Annotated in this window: 22 protein-coding genes; 9 read left to right on the top strand and 13 right to left on the bottom strand. The window is 37.7% G+C overall.

The genetic code is table 11. The features are described from left to right. Positions 1-44 precede the first annotated feature (44 nt). The 6 genes from H5092_RS00270 to ilvY form a co-directional block, all read right to left on the bottom strand. On the bottom strand, positions 45-1,292 hold the full coding sequence (locus tag H5092_RS00270) for an ATP-binding protein (protein ID WP_004335732.1): 1,248 nt from the start codon (positions 1,290-1,292) through the stop codon (positions 45-47). A gap of 25 nt (positions 1,293-1,317) precedes the next feature. Next, entirely contained in the window at positions 1,318-2,010 is a 693-nt protein-coding gene (locus H5092_RS00275) for a response regulator (protein ID WP_024589922.1), read from the bottom strand. 14 nt (positions 2,011-2,024) lie between these two features. Next, complete coding sequence (locus H5092_RS00280) at positions 2,025-2,405, bottom strand: DUF3019 domain-containing protein (RefSeq protein WP_024594944.1); 381 nt, start codon at positions 2,403-2,405, stop codon at positions 2,025-2,027. 1 nt (position 2,406) lies between these two features. Next, a complete protein-coding gene (locus tag H5092_RS00285; protein WP_024594945.1) occupies positions 2,407-3,219 on the bottom strand; it encodes a MipA/OmpV family protein in 813 nt (270 codons plus the stop codon). A gap of 400 nt (positions 3,220-3,619) precedes the next feature. Beyond that, positions 3,620-4,666, bottom strand: a complete 1,047-nt coding sequence (locus H5092_RS00290) for a GGDEF domain-containing protein (protein WP_182715995.1) — start codon at positions 4,664-4,666, stop codon at positions 3,620-3,622. A 116-nt stretch (positions 4,667-4,782) separates the two neighbouring features. Next, on the bottom strand, positions 4,783-5,688 hold the full coding sequence (ilvY, locus tag H5092_RS00295) for an HTH-type transcriptional activator IlvY (RefSeq protein WP_024594947.1): 906 nt from the start codon (positions 5,686-5,688) through the stop codon (positions 4,783-4,785). Positions 5,689-5,826: 138 nt separating this feature from the next. Here ilvY and ilvC point away from each other — a divergent pair, with 138 nt between their 5' ends. Together ilvC and H5092_RS00305 are read left to right on the top strand one after the other, a co-directional pair. After that, positions 5,827-7,299, top strand: a complete 1,473-nt coding sequence (gene ilvC / locus H5092_RS00300; protein WP_004335714.1) for a ketol-acid reductoisomerase — start codon at positions 5,827-5,829, stop codon at positions 7,297-7,299. A gap of 192 nt (positions 7,300-7,491) precedes the next feature. Then, positions 7,492-9,411: a methyl-accepting chemotaxis protein gene (locus H5092_RS00305; RefSeq protein WP_024594785.1), complete on the top strand. Its 1,920-nt coding sequence runs from the start codon at positions 7,492-7,494 to the stop codon at positions 9,409-9,411. Between the two features lie 94 nt (positions 9,412-9,505). Here the strand turns inward: H5092_RS00305 and H5092_RS00310 are convergent, their stop codons facing one another. Next, positions 9,506-9,835, bottom strand: a complete 330-nt coding sequence (locus H5092_RS00310) for a GIY-YIG nuclease family protein (RefSeq protein WP_024594786.1) — start codon at positions 9,833-9,835, stop codon at positions 9,506-9,508. A gap of 107 nt (positions 9,836-9,942) precedes the next feature. Here H5092_RS00310 and H5092_RS00315 point away from each other — a divergent pair, with 107 nt between their 5' ends. Then, complete coding sequence (locus H5092_RS00315; RefSeq protein WP_004335706.1) at positions 9,943-10,302, top strand: outer membrane protein assembly factor BamE; 360 nt, start codon at positions 9,943-9,945, stop codon at positions 10,300-10,302. A 132-nt stretch (positions 10,303-10,434) separates the two neighbouring features. On the opposite strand, the gene H5092_RS00320 is transcribed toward H5092_RS00315, so the two are convergent. Together H5092_RS00320 and H5092_RS00325 are read right to left on the bottom strand one after the other, a co-directional pair. Continuing rightward, positions 10,435-10,758, bottom strand: coding sequence for an RnfH family protein (locus tag H5092_RS00320; protein WP_138488725.1), 324 nt, complete (start codon positions 10,756-10,758; stop codon positions 10,435-10,437). Then, positions 10,755-11,195 (bottom strand): type II toxin-antitoxin system RatA family toxin, encoded by a 441-nt coding sequence (locus H5092_RS00325; protein ID WP_182715998.1) that lies wholly within the window; start codon positions 11,193-11,195, stop codon positions 10,755-10,757. Before H5092_RS00325 ends, H5092_RS00320 begins: the two co-directional genes overlap by 4 nt. A 146-nt stretch (positions 11,196-11,341) precedes the next feature. Between H5092_RS00325 and smpB the strand changes: the two genes are divergently transcribed. After that, positions 11,342-11,821, top strand: coding sequence for an SsrA-binding protein SmpB (smpB, locus tag H5092_RS00330; RefSeq protein ID WP_004335699.1), 480 nt, complete (start codon positions 11,342-11,344; stop codon positions 11,819-11,821). A 428-nt stretch (positions 11,822-12,249) separates the two neighbouring features. After that, a complete protein-coding gene (locus H5092_RS00335) occupies positions 12,250-14,841 on the top strand; it encodes a TonB-dependent receptor (protein ID WP_182732703.1) in 2,592 nt (863 codons plus the stop codon). Between the two features lie 87 nt (positions 14,842-14,928). Here H5092_RS00335 and H5092_RS00340 read toward each other — a convergent pair whose 3' ends face one another. After that, positions 14,929-15,534, bottom strand: a complete 606-nt coding sequence (locus H5092_RS00340; RefSeq protein WP_182732704.1) for a peroxiredoxin — start codon at positions 15,532-15,534, stop codon at positions 14,929-14,931. Between the two features lie 362 nt (positions 15,535-15,896). Next, positions 15,897-16,610, bottom strand: coding sequence for a fatty acid metabolism transcriptional regulator FadR (gene fadR, locus H5092_RS00345; RefSeq protein WP_004335692.1), 714 nt, complete (start codon positions 16,608-16,610; stop codon positions 15,897-15,899). Positions 16,611-17,140: 530 nt separating this feature from the next. Between fadR and dsbB the strand changes: the two genes are divergently transcribed. Both dsbB and H5092_RS00355 read left to right on the top strand, forming a co-directional pair. After that, positions 17,141-17,659: a disulfide bond formation protein DsbB gene (gene dsbB, locus H5092_RS00350; RefSeq protein WP_024595347.1), complete on the top strand. Its 519-nt coding sequence runs from the start codon at positions 17,141-17,143 to the stop codon at positions 17,657-17,659. A gap of 1 nt (position 17,660) precedes the next feature. Next, positions 17,661-17,963: a DUF6170 family protein gene (locus H5092_RS00355; protein ID WP_024595348.1), complete on the top strand. Its 303-nt coding sequence runs from the start codon at positions 17,661-17,663 to the stop codon at positions 17,961-17,963. Between the two features lie 24 nt (positions 17,964-17,987). Here the strand turns inward: H5092_RS00355 and H5092_RS00360 are convergent, their stop codons facing one another. After that, a complete protein-coding gene (locus H5092_RS00360) occupies positions 17,988-18,284 on the bottom strand; it encodes a helix-hairpin-helix domain-containing protein (protein WP_024595349.1) in 297 nt (98 codons plus the stop codon). A gap of 314 nt (positions 18,285-18,598) precedes the next feature. Here H5092_RS00360 and H5092_RS00365 point away from each other — a divergent pair, with 314 nt between their 5' ends. Next, a complete protein-coding gene (locus tag H5092_RS00365) occupies positions 18,599-18,916 on the top strand; it encodes a YebG family protein (protein ID WP_004335683.1) in 318 nt (105 codons plus the stop codon). A 272-nt stretch (positions 18,917-19,188) separates the two neighbouring features. On the opposite strand, the gene putP is transcribed toward H5092_RS00365, so the two are convergent. After that, positions 19,189-20,667, bottom strand: coding sequence for a sodium/proline symporter PutP (putP, locus tag H5092_RS00370; RefSeq protein ID WP_149602304.1), 1,479 nt, complete (start codon positions 20,665-20,667; stop codon positions 19,189-19,191). 331 nt (positions 20,668-20,998) lie between these two features. On the opposite strand from putP, the gene H5092_RS00375 reads away from it, so the two are divergent. After that, entirely contained in the window at positions 20,999-22,225 is a 1,227-nt protein-coding gene (locus H5092_RS00375) for an EAL and HDOD domain-containing protein (RefSeq protein ID WP_004335679.1), read from the top strand. Positions 22,226-22,273 lie beyond the last annotated feature (48 nt).

The following is a 22,273-nucleotide window of genomic DNA, read 5'->3' on the forward strand; positions in this document are numbered from 1 at the left end:
GATTTTGGTTTTTAACCGCAAAAAAAGCGCCTTAGGCGCTTTTTTTATGTCTTAAATTTGAGAGGTAAATATACAATAAATTTAGCACCACCTAAGCTTGAGCTTTCTGCTTTACACTCTCCTTGGTGCCACGACACAATTTTAGCAACTATAGCAAGCCCTAAACCAAAGCCACCAGTGTCCTTGCCTCTACTTTTATCTAATCGAGTAAAAGGCTTAAATACGTTTTCTCGCTCAACGGGGTCAATCCCTTCACCATCATCTTCAACAATCAATACTATGTGAGTTGCCTCTTGTAGCAATGAAATTTTGACTTGTTGATGAGTGTATTTGAGCGCATTGCCAATTAAATTTTGAAATACTCGCGCCATAAAGTGGCTATCACAGTAGTAGTTTAAATGCTCAGGGAGGTTTATAGAGAGCGTTGTTCTAGCTTCAAAATTTAGCTTTTCAACAGTGGTTTTTACCAGCCCAGCTAAATCGCAGTTTATTGGCTGTAAACTTGGTTGTTGAGAGTCTAATCGCGCGTATTCAAGCATTTCAGAAACTAGTGACTCAAGCTCACTGATGTCTGTTTGCATGTTTGTTAGGTATTTTTCGCCTTTTTCGTCAAGCATTTGTTCTTGTAGCATGACTATTGCAAACTTTAAACGTGCTAGTGGTGTTCTAAACTCATGCGACACCGATGAGGTAAGTTCTTGCTGCGCACTAAGTAAAAACTCAATACGTTGCTGCATTACCTTTAATGTATCAGTTATAGGTAAAAAGAAAGACTTAGAAGAGTCATTTAGTTGAAAGTCTTGCAAACCCTCTACCGCTTCACATGCTTTACGTAGCTTTGCAAAGTCACGCCAGAGTAAAAAGCTCCATAGCCCAACTGGTATGCCTACAATAATAAGTAGTAATAAATACGGCCAAACAGAAGATGATTGCTGCGTTAATACGCCTACCGGTCCTACTTGAAGTAATGAATCATTACCGAGATCTACATACCAAACAATGCGTTGTTGCTTATCATACAAATATAAGTAGTGGTTTTGATTTAGCTGCGATTGTTGTTTTTGAGGAAGTATTAAATCACGTCGTTCAATCACTTTACTTTCAAAGTTATGCTTTAGTTTTTTAAGACCATTTGGGGTTTGTGAAAGCAACCACAGTGATTGCCCAAACTCATCGTCTAAGAAGACCTGCTGCTGCGACTCTTCATAGGGCCACAGCTGCTCAATAACACCACTTACAACAAATAATGAAACAATGATATATAAGTATAAGCTGGTAAACAGTTTTCCCATTACAGCCGATTAACCTTAAATAGTTCTAAAGATCCCATGCATCAGAAACAAATAAATAGCCTTGTCCCCATACGGTTTTTATACGATACGGCTTATCACTATTATCGCCTAATTTTTTACGAATTCGTGATACGCGTACATCCACAGTTCTATCAAGTCCGTCGTATTGACGGCCAATCATATGTTGGTGCACATGTTCTCTGCTTAGTACTTCACCCGCATTTGACGCTAATAGCCATAGTAGTTCAAACTCGTGCGAAGTTAATACAATCTCTGAATCACTTAGTTTTACAATACGGCTTGTTTTATCGATGACTAAATCACCAAACTGCAGTTCTTCACTAGACTTTACTATTGGTTGCCCACGTCGTAGTAATGCATTGATCCGCGCTAGTAATACACGTGGCTCTGCTGGTTTTATTACATAATCATCAGCACCAAGTTCTAAACCAAGCACTTGGTCGAAGTCTTCACCTTTAGCAGTCAACATTAAAATTGGTAGAGTAAATTTATCTCTTACTTGGCGGCAAACGCTAAAGCCATCTTTACCTGGCAGCATAACGTCTAGAATCATTAAATCGGGTGTATTGTTTTCTAGGTAATTAAACACTTCGTCACCACGCTCTAACACTTCGACTTCAAGGCCATTATGTTCAAGGTAATCTTTTGTTAGCTGTTGTAAACCGAGATCATCTTCAACAAGTAAAATTTTTGGCATTAGTTGCTCCTAAATTAAAAAAAGCTCCACGGAGAGCGAAGCCTACGCCTATTTTTTTTAGCATGGGCGCTTTGTACTTCAACCTGTGTTTTTGCTATTAACACACCCGTATGAGGATTGATTAAGGAGTATATGGTCTCCACCTGAACACGCGCTTTATAATTAAATTGCCCAGAACGCTGCTGCTGCCAGCATTGAAGTAGTTGTTCTTGTTGATACAAACAGACATCACTATAGGTGTTTAATAGCCATTTAAACTGTAAATCAAGATCGCAAAAATCCTGCTGTTCGGAAACCACGCAGACTTTTGGAGAAACACTAAAAACAGGGGTTTGTGCCACACTAAAACCACTAAAAAAAGTGGTAATAAACACAACTAATATTGAATACTTCATATTAAAAAGTACGATCGAATCCTATAAATGCAGTCATTGAATAAGTACGTTCAAAGAGCGGACTGCCATCCATAGCCGAATAGTCGTAATATGCTACATGAAAACGAAGAGAGTCAGCCTTACTCAGTGGCCAACGGGCGTCGATTTTAGCATAAGGTTGCCAACTACTACCAACGTCTATTTTGCCAAATTGAGTTTCACCCTCATTAAGTCCATAAAAATAGCTATTTAGTTCCGCAGATTTATAGTTTATTCCAAGTGTTGGCTTTATTTTAAGCTTTCCTAGCACAGTATGATATTGCCACTGCAATGCACCGCGTACACCTCGATAAACATCGGTTATATCATGCAGAGCCTGAACTGAAAAAACATGGTCATCATTTACATAGTGATATGCAATACCCGCATCCAAGGCAATTTGCCGTTTATGCAAATTATCAATATCAGCGTAGCGAGAGGACGAGGCTTCATTTTGCATTACAAACTGATTATTAAGAGCACTACTTTGCAATGCAAATACATTTTTAGGGTGCCAGTCTATAAAAAAGCGAGATTCAGAGTTGAGTTCACTAACTAGATTAAAGTGATGCTTTGGGGATTGTGAAAATGAATAGCCAAGGCGGCCATTATCAAAAAACCATTGCTCTGCATAAAACGCAATTTGTGGAATAAGCACAAGCGGAATATTATCTCCACCATGCAAAGGGTTGGTTATAACTCCAGCCCCAACGCTTAAACTCAAATGCAGGCGATCAGTTGTTATATCTTGCTCTGTATAATCGTCAGCATGCTTGCTTGCCTGTGTTGCTTGCACCGAAAGGCAAGCAAACAAAGTGCTAAAACATAGAGCAGTTAATAAGGAGAAGGAATACCGCATCAGCGTACATCAAAGTATTAAATTAAGTAAGTTCCCCATACTAGCAAGGTCTTTTTAAACTAGCTCTAGCTGGTTACAATTATTCACAATTTGTATACACAAATGTTAACTTTTGTGTTTTTGAAGTGACAAACCCTTCAAATTAGTTATGTGCGTTGGCTAAGCTGGCACTGCTTTGAGAAACTTTGGAAATGAGGGATAACCTCGCAAATGCTTTAATTCAAATAAAATCTGCAGGAAGCCAACTCTAACAACTTTTTTTATTAACCTTACAAGCTACTAGGTTACCAAAGTTAATAGCGGCTTTAGCCGTAATAAATCAAGCTTCTGATGCTTATTAAATATCAGGGGCTATTTCTATTCGGTTTCGGCCATGTGTTTTTGCGATATATAAGGCTCTATCTGCACGCTCAACTAAAACTGAGCTATTAGTAAATGGACGTAAAATAGCTAAACCAAAACTTGCAGAAATAGCACGTTTAGCTGTTATATCATGCTTTTTACGAATCGCTAATTTCGCAATAGCTAAACGTATACAATCGGCAAACGCTATTATATCGTTAATAGTGTCAAAATAAGCTGTTATACAAAACTCTTCGCCACCGTATCTATATATATTTGCTGTTTCAGTTGTATTTTCTCTCACTTTTTTGGCAACTAACCTCAACACTTCGTCACCCTTTTGATGACCAAAGTCATCGTTAAAACGTTTAAAGTGATCAATATCAAACATAATTAGTACGGCAAGAGAATCTTCCTGTGCTTTCTCTGAGTATTCTAAACAAAATTTTACGATATCTGAATCAAACTTACCTCGGTTATAAAACCCCGTAAGCGTGTCGGTATCAGCTGCTTCTTTTGAAATATTAAGTGCTTCTTTTAAATCTTTTATTTCGTTGTAAGCAACAGCTAACTTAGTTTGAAATTCTCTAGCATAATCCTGCATAGCAATAGAATCATCGGTTAAGCGCTCTACACAACCTAATATTTCATTATAAGAATTTACATCAGCAAGCATATTTAATTCATTTTGTGAATCAACTAAACTTGTTGTAAAGCTTTTGGAATGCTCAAGCGTGGTGCTTATATCTTGCTGGACCTGCTCCATAGTTGTATGGAACTTTTCAGTCATTTCTTGAAAGAAAGCCAGATCGTCTTGCGTTAAATGCTTATCAAAAATTTCTTTTGCTTTGTCTTGTGAGCATGTTTGTTGCTCAGCAATAACATGGTCTAATTCAGCATTTAATGAAGGGTTACTCCCTTGAATGTAACAGTACCAAATTGCATAGTTGATAGGCGTAACCGGCATGCGGTATTTTACCATCAAAGGAATCGCCTTTTTAAGGCATTGAGCAGAATGAGCAAGTGATACGGCGTGGTTCATAAATAAACTCTCAAGCGTCATTGTTTTTATTATTAGCACTCAATGTTAAGTAATAGTAAACTCATACGCAACCTATATTAATACTATTTAACTAATTTGCTTGCTCTGTGTGCATATTAAATTGCTTTTGCTTCTAAAGTTTGCGCAATATTCCACAACGCACTGATTGCAGGGTCATTTAACTCTTTTCTTAATACCGCCAAACCGATATCAAACCCTTCAGGTGCTTGCATTTTTGGTGTTAGGATTTGTACCTTATCTTGCAGCGGGCTGTTATCTAGCACTATTTTAGGGACCATTGCGACGCCTAGCCCTAAGCTCACCATAGATACCATTGCTTCATGTCCTGCAACTTGGGCGTAGATTTTTCCGTGAATATTATTTTTGCGCCACCAGTGCTCTAACCTTTGGCGAGAAAAACCTTGTTCTGGGACAATAAACTCTAAATCAGACCAATTAATGTCATCACTATTTTGTGTAAGCTTTTGTGTGATCGGACATTGAATTTTTGGGCCAATTAATAAAAGTGGTGAGTGCCCAATATCAACAAAGGCAATTTGCGACGGTAATTTATTAGGCTTAGCTGCAATTGCCATTAATTCGTGGCCATCTAGGACACGATTTATAGCAAGTGCTGGGTCACCGGTATTTAATGTTATTTCTATGTACTGATGCTGCGCACGAAGTTGTTCTAATATTTGATGTAAAAAACTATAAGATGCAGTTACAGAACAATAAATACTTACTTTGCCGTAAATATGCTGTTGTGGGTCTTTTACATTCGTTTTAAAACGTTGCCAATTAGCAAGCGTTGCCGTTGCGTAATCAATAAAGGACTCCCCCTCACGCGTTAATTTAACGCTTCGGTTATCGCGGATAAACAATGCCACTCCAACTTCTTCTTCCAAATGTTTTATATTTCGGCTCAAAGTGGGTGCGCTTATGTGGCAAAGCTCACTTGCGCGCCCAAAGTGAAGTGTTTTAGCCAACGCTAAAAAGTAGTTTAAGTGCTTATGTTCCATCCAACCCCCTGTATTTCATATTATGAAACACTTTAATTCAAATATATCATTTTACGCAAGCAACGATTTTACATATGGTGTTTGTAAGCGCAGTAAACATTGCGCATCTAACAAACATGACTTTATAGGACACTAACAATGGCGAATTATTTCAATACCTTACCTTTACGCGAGCAATTAGCGCAATTAGCGCAATGTGAATTTATGGACGCAGGCGAATTTGCCGATGGCGTTGATGCACTTAAAGGTAAAAAACTAGTTATTGTAGGCTGTGGCGCACAAGGTTTAAACCAAGGCTTAAACTTACGTGACTCTGGTTTAGATGTTTCTTACACATTACGCGCATCAGCTATTTCTGAGCGTCGCCAATCATTTTTGAACGCATCTGAAAACGGCTTTACTGTTGGCACTTACGAAGAACTAATCCCAACAGCTGATGTAGTACTTAATTTAACACCAGATAAGCAACATACTGCTGTAGTAAGTGCAATTATGCCGCTTATGAAAAAAGGCTCTACACTTGCCTACTCTCATGGCTTTAATATTGTTGAAGAAGGCATGCAAGTACGTGAAGACATTACTGTAATCATGGTTGCGCCTAAGTGTCCTGGTTCTGAAGTACGTGAAGAATACAAACGCGGTTTTGGTGTACCAACTCTAATTGCTGTTCACCCAGAAAATGACCCTCAAGGTCATGGTTTAGCACAAGCTAAAGCGTATGCAGCAGGGACTGGCGGACACCGTGCAGGTGTACTTAAATCATCATTTATTGCTGAAGTTAAGTCAGACCTAATGGGCGAGCAAACCATTTTATGTGGCATGTTACAAACTGGCTCTATTTTATGTTTTGATAAAATGATAGAAAAAGGCGTTGATGCGGGTTATGCATCAAAGCTAATTCAATACGGCTGGGAAGTAATTACCGAAGCACTTAAGTACGGCGGCGTTACAAACATGCTTGACCGCCTTTCAAACCCTGCAAAAGTAAAAGCGTTCGAACTAAGCGAAGAGCTAAAACTAATTATGCGCCCGCTTTATAATAAGCATCAAGATGACATCATCGACGGCACTTTCTCACGCACTATGATGGAAGACTGGAATAACGATGACGTAAACTTACTTAAATGGCGCGCTGAAACAGCAGAGACTAACTTTGAAAAGACCCCTGCTGGCGATGTAGAAATCTCAGAACAGGAATTTTTTGATAACGGTATTTTAATGGTAGCAATGGTAAAAGCAGGTGTTGAACTTGCTTTTGAAACCATGACAGCAGCCGGTATTATTGAAGAGTCAGCTTACTACGAGTCTTTACATGAAACGCCATTAATTGCTAATACTATTGCACGCAAAAAGCTTTTTGAAATGAACCGTACAATTTCTGACACTGCAGAGTATGGATGTTACCTATATAACCATGCATGTTTGCCATTACTTGCAGATTTTATGAAAAAAATTGATACAGATGTCATTGGTAAAGGCCTTGGCGAGCACAGTAACCAAGTTGATAACCAAACATTAATTCAAATTAACGCCGCCCTTCGTGAACACCCAGTTGAAAAAGTAGGTGCTAAATTACGTGGCTACATGTCAGCAATGAAAAAGATTGTTTAACCCTAAACGATAAATGTTTCGCTTGTTAGAAACCAAGCCCATATGCTTTGCTTATGGGCTTTTTTATGCATATACATAAAATTTTAACCATAACACGCTACCTTCTATTCATTTCACAGTAGGCAATATCTAGCTCTAAATAAATAATGTGCTAGTATAGTCCTCTACTCAGTTGTAAAATTAATTAATATCATGACGATACAAAACCTTTCTATTACTCAAAAAATCACAGCTTTAGGCAGTGTTATTGCTATATGCGTAGCGGCACTGATTGGCTTGACCTCTTTATACAGCTCTAAAGACATAATTGAGCAACGTATGATCGAGTCAGAGCTACCTAGTAAACTGCAAACAATCAGTAATCATATAGGCGGTGAAATTAATGAGTTACTTGGTGCTGCTCAGCAACTATCATCAAACGAATTTGTTTTACAGTGGGCTCAGTCTAGTAATCAAGACGACACCTTATTATTAAAAGAATTAAATCGTGTTGCCCAGCAATACGATTTAGCAACAGCATCTTGGGCAAATAGAGACACTGCACAGTACTGGAACCAGAATGGGTTTTTGCGTGTGTTAAAAAATGATGCAGCCGATGGCTGGTTCTTTGCTTTTAAGCAATCAAAACAACCTTATTCTATCAGTATTTATCAAGAGTCAGCCAATGATGTAAAAATGTTTGTAAACCATCAGCAGGCTAATGGTACTGGTTTAGCAGGTCTTGCAAAAAGCATCACTGATATGCAAAAGCTATTACAGCAATTTAAAATTGAGCAAACAGGTTTTGTATTTATTGCAGATAAAAATGGATTAATTCAACTTCATAAAGATGCCAATAAAGTAGCAAAAGCAAATATTGACGATTTATATACTGCAAATATTCACAGCCAACTATTTAATAGTAATGGCTTTGCACTAGAAGAAATTAGCTTAAATGGCGAACCTACTCTTATAGCTGCAACCCCAATTAAAAACACTGACTTATATGTTGTAGCTCAAGTACCAAAAAGTGAAGTATTCGCAAGTGTAAACACCCTACAATGGCAAATATTTACTTTTACAGTAATCACCGCATTAGTTGCTAGCTTGATTAGTTACTTACTTGCTCGCTCTCTTTCATCTCCACTTTCTAAAATGGCTGAGTTATTTTCACGCTTAGGCTCTGGCGATGCAAACTTAGCGTACCGCTTACCAGAATCGAGCCAACCAGAGCTCAACAATCTAAGTAATGGCTTTAACCAGTTTATAAATAAAATAGAAACAGCGATTACTCAAGTTGCCAGTGAAAGCCACGATATTCGCCAAAGTTCTGATCATGTATTTGAACAGGCAAAACGAAACTCGCAAGCAATTGATAATCAAAAAGAGCAAACAATATCTGTCGCAGCAGCTATCAACGAAATGGGCGCTACAGTGCAAGAAATAGCACAAAGCGCAGCGAATACAGCTAAGTTAACCGATAACAGCCGTGAGAACACCATTCAAAGCCATAAACAAGTATTACAAAGCCAGGCAACTATCTCAGCCCTAGCTAGCGATATTGATGGCATAACAGAGCAAGTTACTTTGCTTTCTAAAAAAACGGTTGATATAGCAAGTATTGTGGATTCAATTAGAGGGATATCGGATCAGACTAATCTACTTGCTTTAAACGCGGCAATTGAATCTGCTCGCGCAGGTGAGCACGGCCGAGGCTTTGCTGTTGTTGCTGATGAAGTACGCGCTCTGGCAAACCGTACATCGCAATCAACCACCGAAATTCAATCTATGATTGAAGAGCTTACAAGAATATCTGATGATGTAGTTAACGATATTAGCCAATCAAAAGATAAAGCGCAGCAAAGCGTTGGAGCCATGCAAAGCTCAGTAGAATTACTCGATGCGATAGCCGAAACAGCTAATCAAATAAACGATATGGCTACGCTTATTGCAACTGCAACTGAGCAGCAAAGTAATGTGGTTGCTGATGTAGGTCGTAACATAGAGCAAATAAGTGAAATTAGCGATAAAGCAATGAGCGAGCAAATCAATACAGAGCAAGCTATTCGTGACTTGGCAAACAGCGCTCAAACACTCGATGCACTTGTCGCTACCTTTGAAAAACATCGCTAAGCAGCTATAACGGCTATATTTCCTTTATGAGCAAAAGCTATATTAAAAGCTAGCTTTTGCCCACAGCGAATAAGGTTTAATCTAAGTAAATTAACTAAATGATTTTTGTGTCGCCGGTATTAAATGCTAAAACGTATGCTTCTTTTTTGGCTCTAGGGAGCTTTTTTAATTGATACTCAAGTTTACTTGCTTCACTTTTATTACCAACTTGTTGTTGATGAATAAGTAAAAGCGGCCCTTTCCCTCTAAGGTTTTTGGCCCCTTTGCCGGCTTGATGAGTTGCAAAGCGTTTTTCAACATTAGTCGTGATCCCTGTGTACCAATGACCAAATCGTGTCTCAACTATATATAAAAACCAAGTAGACTCCGTTTTTAAAATATTCGTTTCGATGTGCTGTAAACTTTTTTCATTATTTATGGTCAAAACATTACCTTAACGCCCTTAACATAAAACAATTGCTTAAAAGGGTTTTACCTTCAGTGACTAATCGGTATCATGCAGATTATAAAAAATAAGGATCACAACTAACAATGCAGTCGTTAAAAACTTTTTCTCTTTGGCTTATCGTTGCTTTAACACTTAGCTCAGCAGCAGGTTGCTCTAGCTGGGTATACCGAATTAACATCCCACAAGGCAACTTTTTAGAGCAATCGGATGTTGAAAAACTTCGTGTAAATATGACTCGAGAGCAAGTTGTTTACGTATTAGGCAGACCTATTGCCGAAGACGCCTTTGATAACAATACTTGGCGTTATATTTACAGCTTCAATAAAGGCCGTAAAAACGAGCAAAATAAAGAGTTAGTAATTAACTTTGAAAATGAAAAGTTAGTTTCAATTTCAGGTGATTATGACCAACCTGAAAACTTTACTACACCGCTCGAGCAATAAATTTCTCAAGTGGTAAAAAAAGGTGAGCATGGCTCACCTTTTTTATTGGTTTATTTAAAAGCTTTTACCATTTTAAACAACGTCAGCGTGTGATTTAATCCGTTAAATTTTCCACGTTTATACCGATTTTCGTTACTTTTCGAGTGGGCGGCCACCCGTTATTTTATTTGCACGCCCTTCTTCTTTAGCTTTTTCTGCACGCTTTCTACGCGCATCTTTAGGATCTGCAATTAATGGACGATATATTTCTATACGGTCACCGTCTTTTAACTCATAGTTAGCTTTTACAGTTCGATTCCACACACCTAAAGTTAGCGATGTAGCATCTATCTCAGGGCACTTTTGTATAATACCTGACTGAATAACAGCTTGCTCGACTGTAGTCCCTAGTGGCACTTCAATTGATAAACACGTGGCCGTGGTTGGTAATGCAAATACCACCTCAACATTAATCATGCTCTCGCTCCATAAACCTGTTTTGCACGTTGAGTAAATGCACTCACCATATTTTTTGCAACATCGTTAAAAATCTTACCAAAGGCAAGCTCTATTAACTTACTTGAAAATTCAAATTCTAGTTGCAAGTGAACTTTACATGCTTTGGCGTCAAGCTCTTGAAAGTGCCAACGTCCTTTTAACATCTTAAATGGTCCATCAACAAGGCTTAGTAACACTGTTTGCTCATCAACAAAGGTGTTTTCGGTGGTAAACCACTTTTTTATACCCGCCTTGGATATTTCTAAACTCGCGGTCATGTTATTATCATGCTGTGAAACAATTTTTGAGTCTGAGCAATTTGGTAAAAACTGCGAATAAGCTTCTACATCATTAACTAGATCAAACATCTCTTTAGTGCTGTACATAACCAGCGCACTTTTTTCTATTTGTGGCATACTCACTCCCAACTGTGTGGGCGAATTTTAGCAAGCTTTGCGCGTTTCCCCAAATTTTCATGCTGCTTAAATTAAAGCTTAATTTTTAAAAGCATTATTAAAAAATCGATGTAAAACATCTCACATTACGTATATTATAGGGCACTATGGCTAAGAAAAATTCATCAAAATCGACAAGTAATACCATCGCGCTAAACAAAAAAGCGCGACATGAGTATTTTTTACACGATAAGTTTGAAGCAGGTGTTGAACTACAAGGCTGGGAAGTAAAAAGTATCCGAGCAGGTAAGGTAAACATCACCGAAACTTATATTCATCTTAAAAATGGCGAAGCATTTTTGCTTGGCGCGCAAATCCAGCCACTTAATAGTGCATCAACCCATGTAATTTGCGATCCGTTGCGTTATCGTAAGTTACTATTAAGCAGACGCGAACTTGACCGTCTACTCGGTGCAACAGAGCGAGATGGCTATTCATTAATAGCTACAGCTATGTACTGGAAAAAATGTTGGGTGAAACTTGAATTTCATCTAGCAAAAGGTAAAAAGTTGCACGATAAACGTGACGACGGGAAAAATAAAGATTGGTCTCGCGAAAAAGAACGTTTAATGAAACACAAAGTATAAGCACAACGCCTAACTAACAAGTTAGGCGTTTTTTTTATTAAAAAAAACCAACTATTATTTGTTTTATTAATATACAACAAGATTACTATTCATTCAGAATATACATGTAAATAATTTATTACAATTTTATTGTGAATTAATTAATTTAATTATTACTCGCATTTAGGCTGTATTTGTTATTTCCAAAATAAAGCATATGCGCCTATTTCAACCTTCTTCAGCGCATAACATCTGTTTTAAAATCATCCAAAAATACACAAAAAACCATACTAAAATCACATTTCAGTCTAATTGCTAACACTTAAGTTACATGATATTAATGTCGTCGCTTGTTATATCAATCCGCTTAAATATGGGATTTATTTAACAGTTTAAAAAGGATTGGTAAAGAGCAACTAAATTTATAACATATCAACAAGGACTTAAGGATGAAGCAATCAACTGCATTTACACCTAGCTTAATTGCAGGTGCTACAATCGCACTTTCAGCAGGTTTTACAACAACAACTTACGCTGCTGAAGAAGCTAACAAAGTAGAGCGCATTGAAGTAACTGGCTCACGAATCAAACGTTCAGATATCGAAGGACCTTCTCCGGTTCAATCAATCGCAAGAGCTGATATTGAGAACATGGGTTATGACAACCTACAACAACTCCTCGAAAGAATGCCTGTCGCGGGTAGCGGTACTTTCTCAACACGTGGTAACAACCAAGATTCAACTGCAAATGGGTCTGCTGCTGTTAGTTTACGTGGCTTAGGTGCTGATGCTACGCTCGTACTAATCAATGGCCGTCGTGTATCTATTAGTGCATTTGCCGAAGGTATCACAAACTCATTTGTAGATATTAACAGTATCCCAGTTTCTGCCATTGAGCGAATCGATATACTAAAAGATGGTGCTTCAGCTATCTACGGCTCAGACGCAGTGGCGGGTGTGGTAAACGTAATCTTGAAAAAAGACATTGACGGTGTTGAAGTTAATTTGGGCTACGGTGGTACTGATGGTCCCAATTATGAAGAAACAACAGCAAGTTTAGTATGGGGTACTACTAGCGAGAAAAGTAGCGCATCAGTTATTATCGATTACTTTAAAAATACATCTCTTTCTTCTGATGAAATGGGCAGCTTAGGTACAGCAAATCAATCACCTTATGGTGGTGAAGATTTTCGCTCATCTCGTGGCTTCCCTGGATATTTTTATGTAGACGGTGTTAAAACAATTGATCCGGCTTGTCCTGCTGAAAATGCAACTTCAAGCGGCAGTTGTTTATTTGATTACGGCCCCTACGGTTATATCGCACCAGCGTCTGAACGCGTGGGTGCTATTTCTCAATTTGAATATAACTTTGATAATGGCATTACGGGCTTTTTAGAAATGGCAGTACAGCACAATACGTCTGTTGCGGCCGGAGCCCCTACTCCCCTTGATGAAGATGCAGGCTTAACTGTCCCAGCTAGCCACCCTAACAATCCATTTGGTGAAGACATTCAAATTGGTCGTTACCGTACAGTTGATGCTGGCGCACGCCAATGGGATATTGAATCAGATACTCTTCGCTTTGTTGCAGGGCTTAGAGGTGAGTTTAATGACTGGAGCTGGGAAACCGCTGTACAAAAAGGCCGAAGTAAATCTTTGCAAACAGGTGATAGAACACAAGGTTGGGTGCGTACTGATTTCTTACAACAAGAAATTGATGCAGGAAACTACAATCCATTTGGTGGCACATACAACGACCCTGCTGTAATTGATCGTATTACAACAAGCTTAGTGCGTCGTGGTGAGTCTCACATGACTTCCTTTGATGCAAACATTACAGGTGAAGCATTTAGTTTTGGCGATGATGTAGTAATGATGGCTGCAGGTATTGAGTACCGTGAAGAAGACGTTAATGACATTCCAGATGATCAATTTCAACGTGGTTTAATATTTGGCACAGAGTCTGTATCTGCATCTGCAGATCGTGAACAATACGCAGCCTATGTCGAGTTTTCTATCCCTCTTGCTGATAATTTAGAGCTACAACTTGCTGGCCGTTACGATGACTACAGTGACTTCGGTACAACAACAAACCCTAAAGTAGCTCTTCGCTGGGCGCCTACTGATGAAATCACAGTGCGTGGCTCTTGGGCACAAGGCTTTAGAGCGCCTTCTCTGGCACAAGTTGGTTTAGGTCCATCTCAAGAAAGCCAATTCTTTGTAGATACATACCGATGTGAAGCAACGGGCCTTGATTGTGATGCACTTGATTACAACATTGAATTTGCTGGTAACCCTGACCTTGAAGCTGAAGAATCAGAATCATGGAATGTCGGCTTTATTTGGGCGCCTTCTGCTGAGTTTGGTTTAAGTGTCGATGTGTGGAGCATCACTCAAGATAACAAAATTGATGAGCAAGAGTTTGGTCCAATTTATAACTCTGAGTGTAATAACCAAGATAGTACTGTATGTGTGCGCTTAACACCTACAGGTGGCGATAGCTTAGGAACAATTCAAAAAATTTACAGCACATTTGAAAACGTTTCTTCGCAAGAAGTATCTGGGGTCGATGTTTCAGCTAACTACAATCACTCACTTGATGACTTAGGTTTATTGAAATTTAATTTAGAATGGGCATACCAAGATAAATTTGAAAAAGATGGCCGCGATTACACCGGTGAGTATGGCTATCCAGAGCACCGCTGGATTTTCTCTACAAACTGGGAAATTGGCGAGTTTAATACAAACGTAAACATCAGTTATGTAGGTGAGTTTGAAGATACCCCAGATATTGATTTTGACGGTAATTTAGACTTTGATAGCAATACATCACGTATGGTTGATTCGCAAACATTGGTAGATTTACAAACATCTTATCGTGTTACTGACTCAACTAAAGTATCGCTAGGTGTAAATAACTTATTTGATGAAGAGCCACCATTTGCAATTGGTGATGGCGACGCTGATCTATACGGTTATGCCTCAGGTGTACACAACCCTAGAGGCCGATACTTCTACACTAAAGTTAGTTTCTCGTTTTAACTTTGCGAGCTTATTTTAAAGTGAGCTAACGCTACAAATAAAAAAACCGCCAATTGGCGGTTTTTTTATTTAAAACTAAGGGCTAAATTATAGCTCGCCTTCGTTTTCAGATAAGAACTTAGCAACGCCTTCAGGGCTTGCGTCCATACCTTTTTTACCTTCAGTCCAACCAGCAGGACATACTTCACCGTGCTCAGTGTGGAACGCTAGCGCGTCAACCATGCGAAGCATTTCGTCGATGTTACGACCTAGTGGTAAATCGTTCACTACTTGGTGACGTACGTTACCTTCTTCATCAATTAAGAAAGAACCACGGAACGCAACACCCGCTTCTGGATGCTCAACGTCGTATGCTTTACAAATTTCGTGTTTAACGTCTGCAACTAGTGCGTATTGAACTTTACCAATACCGCCGTCTGCAACAGCAGTGTTACGCCATGCGTTATGTGAGAATTGTGAATCGATAGAAACACCAATTACTTCTACGCCACGCTTTTGAAACTCTTCAAAACGCTTATCAAATGCAATAAGTTCAGAAGGACATACAAACGTGAAATCTAGTGGGTAAAAGAAGATAACTGCTTTTTTACCTTTAATTGTTTCATGAAGGTTATAGTTATCTACAATTTCACCGTTACCAAGAACAGCTGCAGCGGTAAAGTCTGGTGCCTGGCGGCCTACTAATACACCCATTTTATTCTCCAAATATTTTGAGTTTGTTTTCAATTGCTTTCGCAATGCTGGTACTTATATGGGCGCTAAAAATTAAAAACCAATAGCGCATACATATAATTAATTGGCATTCTAAAGTTATTCACTGCAAAAGAACAATCGCATTTAACGATGTGAGCAATCGAAAATAACGAACACTTGCAACTTGCACTAATATGCTTAAATAATAGGTCTATTTTAAAGGGTAAGTTGCGTTGTAACTAAGTAGAAATTTTAAAAATATCGAAGTGGTTTATACATTAAACTTTTTAGAATTTCATATACGGTGGCGCTAAATTTTATAGATATAAAAAAACCTGCAAATGCAGGTTTCTCGCTTAGACTTAGTCCATTATATCTGAGGGCATATCACCACGGATTTTTTGCCAAATCTCACCTGTTTGATGACCGTATTTACGCATCATCGAAATAGCACCATCATGCTCTTTATTTTCTGCCAAAATGGTTAAATCTTTATAAAACTGACGAGCAAGTTCACGAGTTCCGGCATCAGAGAAGTAATGACAACCAATCTTTGAATAAAAGCCTCTAAAACCATTAAGTATTAATACATAAATACGGTTATTACCCGCAACGGCTAATTCGTGATGCACTTTATAATCATAGTCAGCAAATGCTTGAGCGGTGTCTTCTAGCTCATGGCTTTGTGATAAAATTTCAATCACGCGCTCAGGATTTAACTTAATTGCAGCACGTGTATAAATAGCACTAATATTAGTACGTGCAGATAAAAGCTGATCTGTCAGCTCTGGCATCTTGTCTTCATCTAAGCGCGCTAATGTTTCAAGAATGTTTAAGCCAGACGTTTCCCAAAAGTTATTTACTTTTGTAGGTTTACCATGCTGAATTGTTAGCCAACCATCACGTGCTAAACGCTGTAATACTTCTCTCAAGGTTGTTCTTGTAACACCAATTAACTCTGAAAGTTCTCGCTCGGCAGGTAAAATTGAACCTGGAGGGAAATCGCCGTTCCAAATGGACTCAACTATATATTCTTCAGCAAATCCTGCTGGGCTTTTCGCTTTAAAAATTCTCATCCAGTTCCCACTCGAATTAATCAACACTCATCGTTTTACACGAATAACTGACTGATTGTACCAGACGAAGCACAACTAACAAGTAAAGTAATATATATTAATAAAGCAAATGGGTAGAAATTTAAAATTAATAAATAATTAAATTTGGGTTTCTCTAATTTAGCTACAATGCATGAATATCTAGAGTAATATTCATTGTAGGTACATTGTTATTATGGAGATATTTTTATTTACGCAGCGCCTGAGCTTAATTAACTTATCCCGCACTTGCCATAAGAAAAAGTACAAAAAAGTGCAACCATAAAAAATTCTTTAGATGATGCATCACCTTAGTATAAGTAAGCAATATAACTGAGCTTATGTATCGATGGGAAAATAATAGAACGTCATTTAACCTTTGCTAAGGCTGAATTGAGTAGTCATTAATTTCATCTTATAAAAAGCGACTTCGGTAGCTTTTTTTTCCTTTTTGTTGCTGCATACTTTATCCTACGTCATAATCTAACGTCCTATTAAAACGCGGAATTTTTATGAACTGGCTTGCACAATTACCTACCCAACGAACCCCGTGGCTTTTATTTACAGCTATCGTTTTTTTACTTGAAGTTACCGCTCTTTTCTTTCAATACAAAATGGGGTTAGCGCCTTGCATAATGTGTATATATCAACGCACTGCAGTATTGGGGTTATTAGGCGCAGGGATTGTAGGCTCAAGTAAACCACAAAGTAAAACTGTGCGTATGATAGCGTATGTTATTTGGGGAATATCGAGTGTTTGGGGATACTTAATTGCTCGCGAACATATTGATATGCAGACCACCACAGACCCTTTTGCATTTAGCTGCGAGTTTGAACCAAATTTCCCATCATTTATGCCACTACATGAATGGATACCTAGCTTTTTTCAAGCTACCGGGGATTGTGGAAATATAGATTGGCAGTTTGTTGGCATGAGCATGCCTGCTTGGATGGAAGTGATATTTGGGATTTTCTCACTAACGCTATTTATTATAATTATTGCCCGTTTATCAATTAAAAAGTCGATTTGATATGTTTACATTTTTTTCAAGCCAATTAGACCAGCTTAAGCATTTAAAAGTACGCCAGCGTCAAGACGTAATTGCGCTTGCATTAAGTCAGCTATCGCCAACTGATAAAGTTCTATTGCGTATTATAAAACTGCTATTACTTAGCCCACTATTTTTAATATTCACTGTATTTAAAGGTTGGATATTAATACCATTTTTGATACTTGGCGGATTGTGCTATCCACTATTAACTACACCTATTGAAATTAACTTTGCTAAAAAGCACTTAAGCGATGCACTAAAACAATTTAATCAGGGCGCCTAGCACCCTGATTACTATTTAGAAATATTAAAGTGTAAGTTTCCCCTCTAATTTAGCTAAAAGCTTTTTGCCAATCCCTTTAACTTGCGATAAATCACTAACGCTTTTAAATTCGCCATTTTCTTCACGATAATCCACAATTGCCTGCGCTTTTTTCTTACCTATACCAGGTAACTTAGCAAGCATCTCTGCATCAGCATTATTTATACTAATTGTCTCAGCTTGAGGCATTTGCTTAGTTACTTCTGATAATTGTGCATACGCGGTAGTCGCGGGTAGTAAACATAATAAACTTATGATGAGTAAATTTTTTAACGTTTTCATTAAACTTGCCCTTATTCTTCTTTTCTTAATTTTGAGTATTGCTCAGGAAATCAATAAATAAGGAACTGTAAAGTTCATCACTTAAAGTGTACCTAAACGCATTATCACTATGATCCGAAATCCTGAAAATGCAGCTGGTACAACAAAGTGATTGCTTAACTAAAGTAAAGTTACCGTTTTTTGTCAAATTTAAGACACCTAAAAATTAATACTTCGCGCTTGCAAATTTACTTACAAACCATTACTGTACATAAAAACAGTAATCTAATGGTTTTTTAAAAACCACGGTGCCAAGCAATTTTGCAGGAGAAATCATGGCTGTTGTTGTTAAATATGTTGTAGAACGAAACGGAGTCGAGCGTATGACGTTTACTACCAAAAAAGAAGCTGATGCTTATGACAAGATGCTCGATATAGCAGAATCACTTGAGCTGATGCTAGAAAAGGTAGACGTACCGCTTAGTGAGCAACAAATTGAATCACTTGCTTTAGAAATAGCGAAAAGCAAAGATGATTTTATGACCATATTAAAAGGTGGCAAAGATCCAGCTGTTACCAAAGCGCCAGCAAAAAGTAAAAAGTCAGATAACGTTGCATCAATTGAAGATAACAACGATAAAAAAGTAAGTTAATTCATAGAGTGTTCCCTCCTCGAACGGGACAAACTAAATAAAAAAGGGAGCAACTAAGTTGCTCCCTTTTTTATTATACTAATTCGCTTAATTAAATGATCTCTTTAGGGTGGAAAAACGTGTTGATAGCTAGGCAAAAATTCGATATTTAGTTGTACTAAATGAGAATTTTTTAACGCCGGTAGCAACACGTTTAGCCCCGCAAAATGATTAAGTATTATTGCGGATTGGTATTAATTACTACTCACTTTAAAATAAGTAGTAATTGCTAATTAAAGCTCTTTTTCTACTTCATCAAATAAAGCAGTGATGTTTTGCTCAGGCTCTTTTGTTACTAAGCTAACAACAACAATTGCAATACTCGCTAAAATAAAGCCCGGTACTATTTCGTACATAAAGCTACTTAAGCTTTCACCATTGATAGTAAATGGTCCATATATCCAAATTAGCACAGTAAATGCGCCTACTAACATACCAGCTAACGCACCAGCAAAGTTCATGCGTTTCCAATAAAGGCTAAACAATACAAGTGGTCCAAACGCAGCACCAAAGCCAGCCCACGCATTACTTACTAGGTCTAAAATAGAGCTATCTCTGTCGTAAGCTAAATAAATAGCGAACATAGCAACTACGGCAACACTTATACGGCCAACAGCAACTAGCTCTTTATCACTGGCATCTTTACGTAAGAATGTTTTATAGAAATCTTCTGTTAATGAACTTGAACTAACCAATAATTGAGATGAGATAGTACTCATAATCGCAGCCAAAATTGCAGCAAGTAAAAAGCCAGCAATAAGTGGGTGGAACAGCAACTCAGAAAGAATTAAGAAAATTGTTTCAGGGTCTTCAACTACAATGTTGTTCTCATAAGTATAAGCTGCACCAAATATACCAGTACCAACAGCACCAATGGCAGCAACAATCATCCATGTCATACCAATACGGCGTGCTTTAGGCATATCTTTAACACTACGTACCGACATAAAACGAACAATGATATGTGGTTGGCCAAAATAACCTAAACCCCAAGCCATTGCAGAAATAATACCTAATGCAGAACCTGCACCAATCCAGTTAAGCATATCTGGATTTACGCTATGTAAAGTTGATTCTAAAGGTTGTTCAAGCAAAGAGTATGCAACCGTTGGTACTAGAATAAGTGCAATGAACATAATACAACCTTGCACAAAGTCAGTTAAGCTTACAGCTAAAAAACCACCAAACAAGGTATATAAAACAACTACGCCCGTTGTAATGTATAAACCCATTTCATAAGTTAAACCAAATGAGCTTTCAAACAATTTACCACCAGCGACAACACCAGATGAAGTATAAAGAGTAAAGAAAACAATAATTACCACAGCTGATACAACACGTAATAGGTTGGATTTATCATTGAAGCGATTTGAAAAGTAGTCTGGGATGGTTATAGAGTCATTTGCTTTTTCAGTGTAAACACGTAATCTCGGTGCAACTAACAGATAGTTTAACCAAGCACCAATCACCAAGCCAATTGCTATCCATGTACTACTAAAACCAGTAACAAACATCGCACCAGGTAGGCCCATTAAAATCCAGCCACTCATATCAGATGCACCTGCAGACAGTGCAGCTACACTTGGAGATAGATTTCGTCCACCTAACATGTAACCAGATACATCGTCAGTAGATTGCTTATATGCATATAGTCCGATACCTAACATTACAATAAAATATAATGCTAGTGAAATAATCATTCCTGTTTCCAAATTAGCCTCCGCATAATTATTAATAATAGGCTTTAATCCAAATAATGACTCTTAAAATTTTATAGTTAAGACACTATTGGGGTAAAAACCATTCTCGCTGACTATATCATGCTTGATAATAAAATCTCCAACTTGTTGCCCTCACCTGATACAAAAATACTCATGTTGAATAATTTTAAAGCGAATTGGTGAAATATAATAAATTAAATACTAGAAAGACCTTAATTTTTAATGATAATTTATTAATCTAGCAAATATACGTAATGCTATTTTGAGTCTTTTGCCATATATTATTACAATAACTAATTAGATTACTCTTACGGAACTGTTTATGTATTTTTACGCTGCACGCCAACCTATTTTAGACAGAGATAAAAAGCTCATCGGATATGAACTTTTATTTCGCGATGGCGTTGATAACGTATTTCCCGATATAGACGGTGACGAGGCAACTACACGACTAATTGAAGGTAGTCAGTTTAATTTCGGCTTAGAAGATTTAACCGACAATAAACCCGCCTATATAAATTTCACCCTAGAAACGCTATCAAAGGGCTACCCAACACTACTGGGCAAAGATACTGTAGTTGTAGAAATCCTTGAAACTGTGCAACCTGGGAAGCGATTATTAGCCATAGTGAAAGATCTAAAAGATAAAGGTTACACTATTGCTCTTGATGACTATATTCATCAGCCTGTTTGGCGCCACTTTTATCCATTTATTGATATTATTAAAATAGACTTTTTAGCATCTGATATAGATACAATAAAAACGGTTCTTAATGATTTAAAACTGCACTCGCATATTAAGTTACTTGCCGAAAAAGTAGAAACCTATGAAATTTACCAACAAGCTCTAGAGCTTGGTTTTGATTATTTCCAAGGATTTTTCTTCTCCAAACCGGAAATGGTACAAAGTAAGGCTCTACCGCCTTCAGAAATGGCATTAGCTGAATTACTTTACGAAACATCAAGCGTTGATATGGATCTTAAAAAAATCACTGATGTGTTTGAGCGTGATGTAAACCTATCTTACAAATTACTTAGGTATTCAAATTCTGCTGCCTTTGCAAGGCGTGCTGAAATAAGTACCATTAAGCAAGCCCTTATAGTGCTTGGCGCTAACGAAATTAAAAAACTATTATCATTATTATTTGCAGCACAAGTATCAGCAGATAAACCTGTAGAGCTAATTAGGCTATCGCTTACGCGCGCTCGTTTTGGTGAGTTACTCGCTATATCCCATGGACAATTTAAAGATACCGGCATGGCATTTTTAACCGGTATGATGTCTCTTATGGATGCTATTTTAGATGAGAGTATGGAAAGCGTTATGAAAAAGCTTCCACTTTCGAATGACATAAAAGCAGCGTTATTAAACGATGAAGGCTTGCTGGCAAAATATTTAAACTTAGTTAAGTATTATGAACAAGCTAACTGGTCAGCCGCAAACGAATTAACGAAAGAACTAAACCTAGGTGAAAAAGTTCCTGATGCCTATCATGAAGCACTGACTTGGGTTAATGAGCAAATGCAGTTAATAGTTAACGAAAAATAAGTAACCCGAACTCTGGTTAAAACATTTACTAATATATTGAATCATAAT

The sequence above is a fragment of the Pseudoalteromonas sp. SR41-7 genome, assembly GCF_014163935.1.
Lineage (GTDB): Bacteria > Pseudomonadota > Gammaproteobacteria > Enterobacterales > Alteromonadaceae > Pseudoalteromonas > Pseudoalteromonas distincta.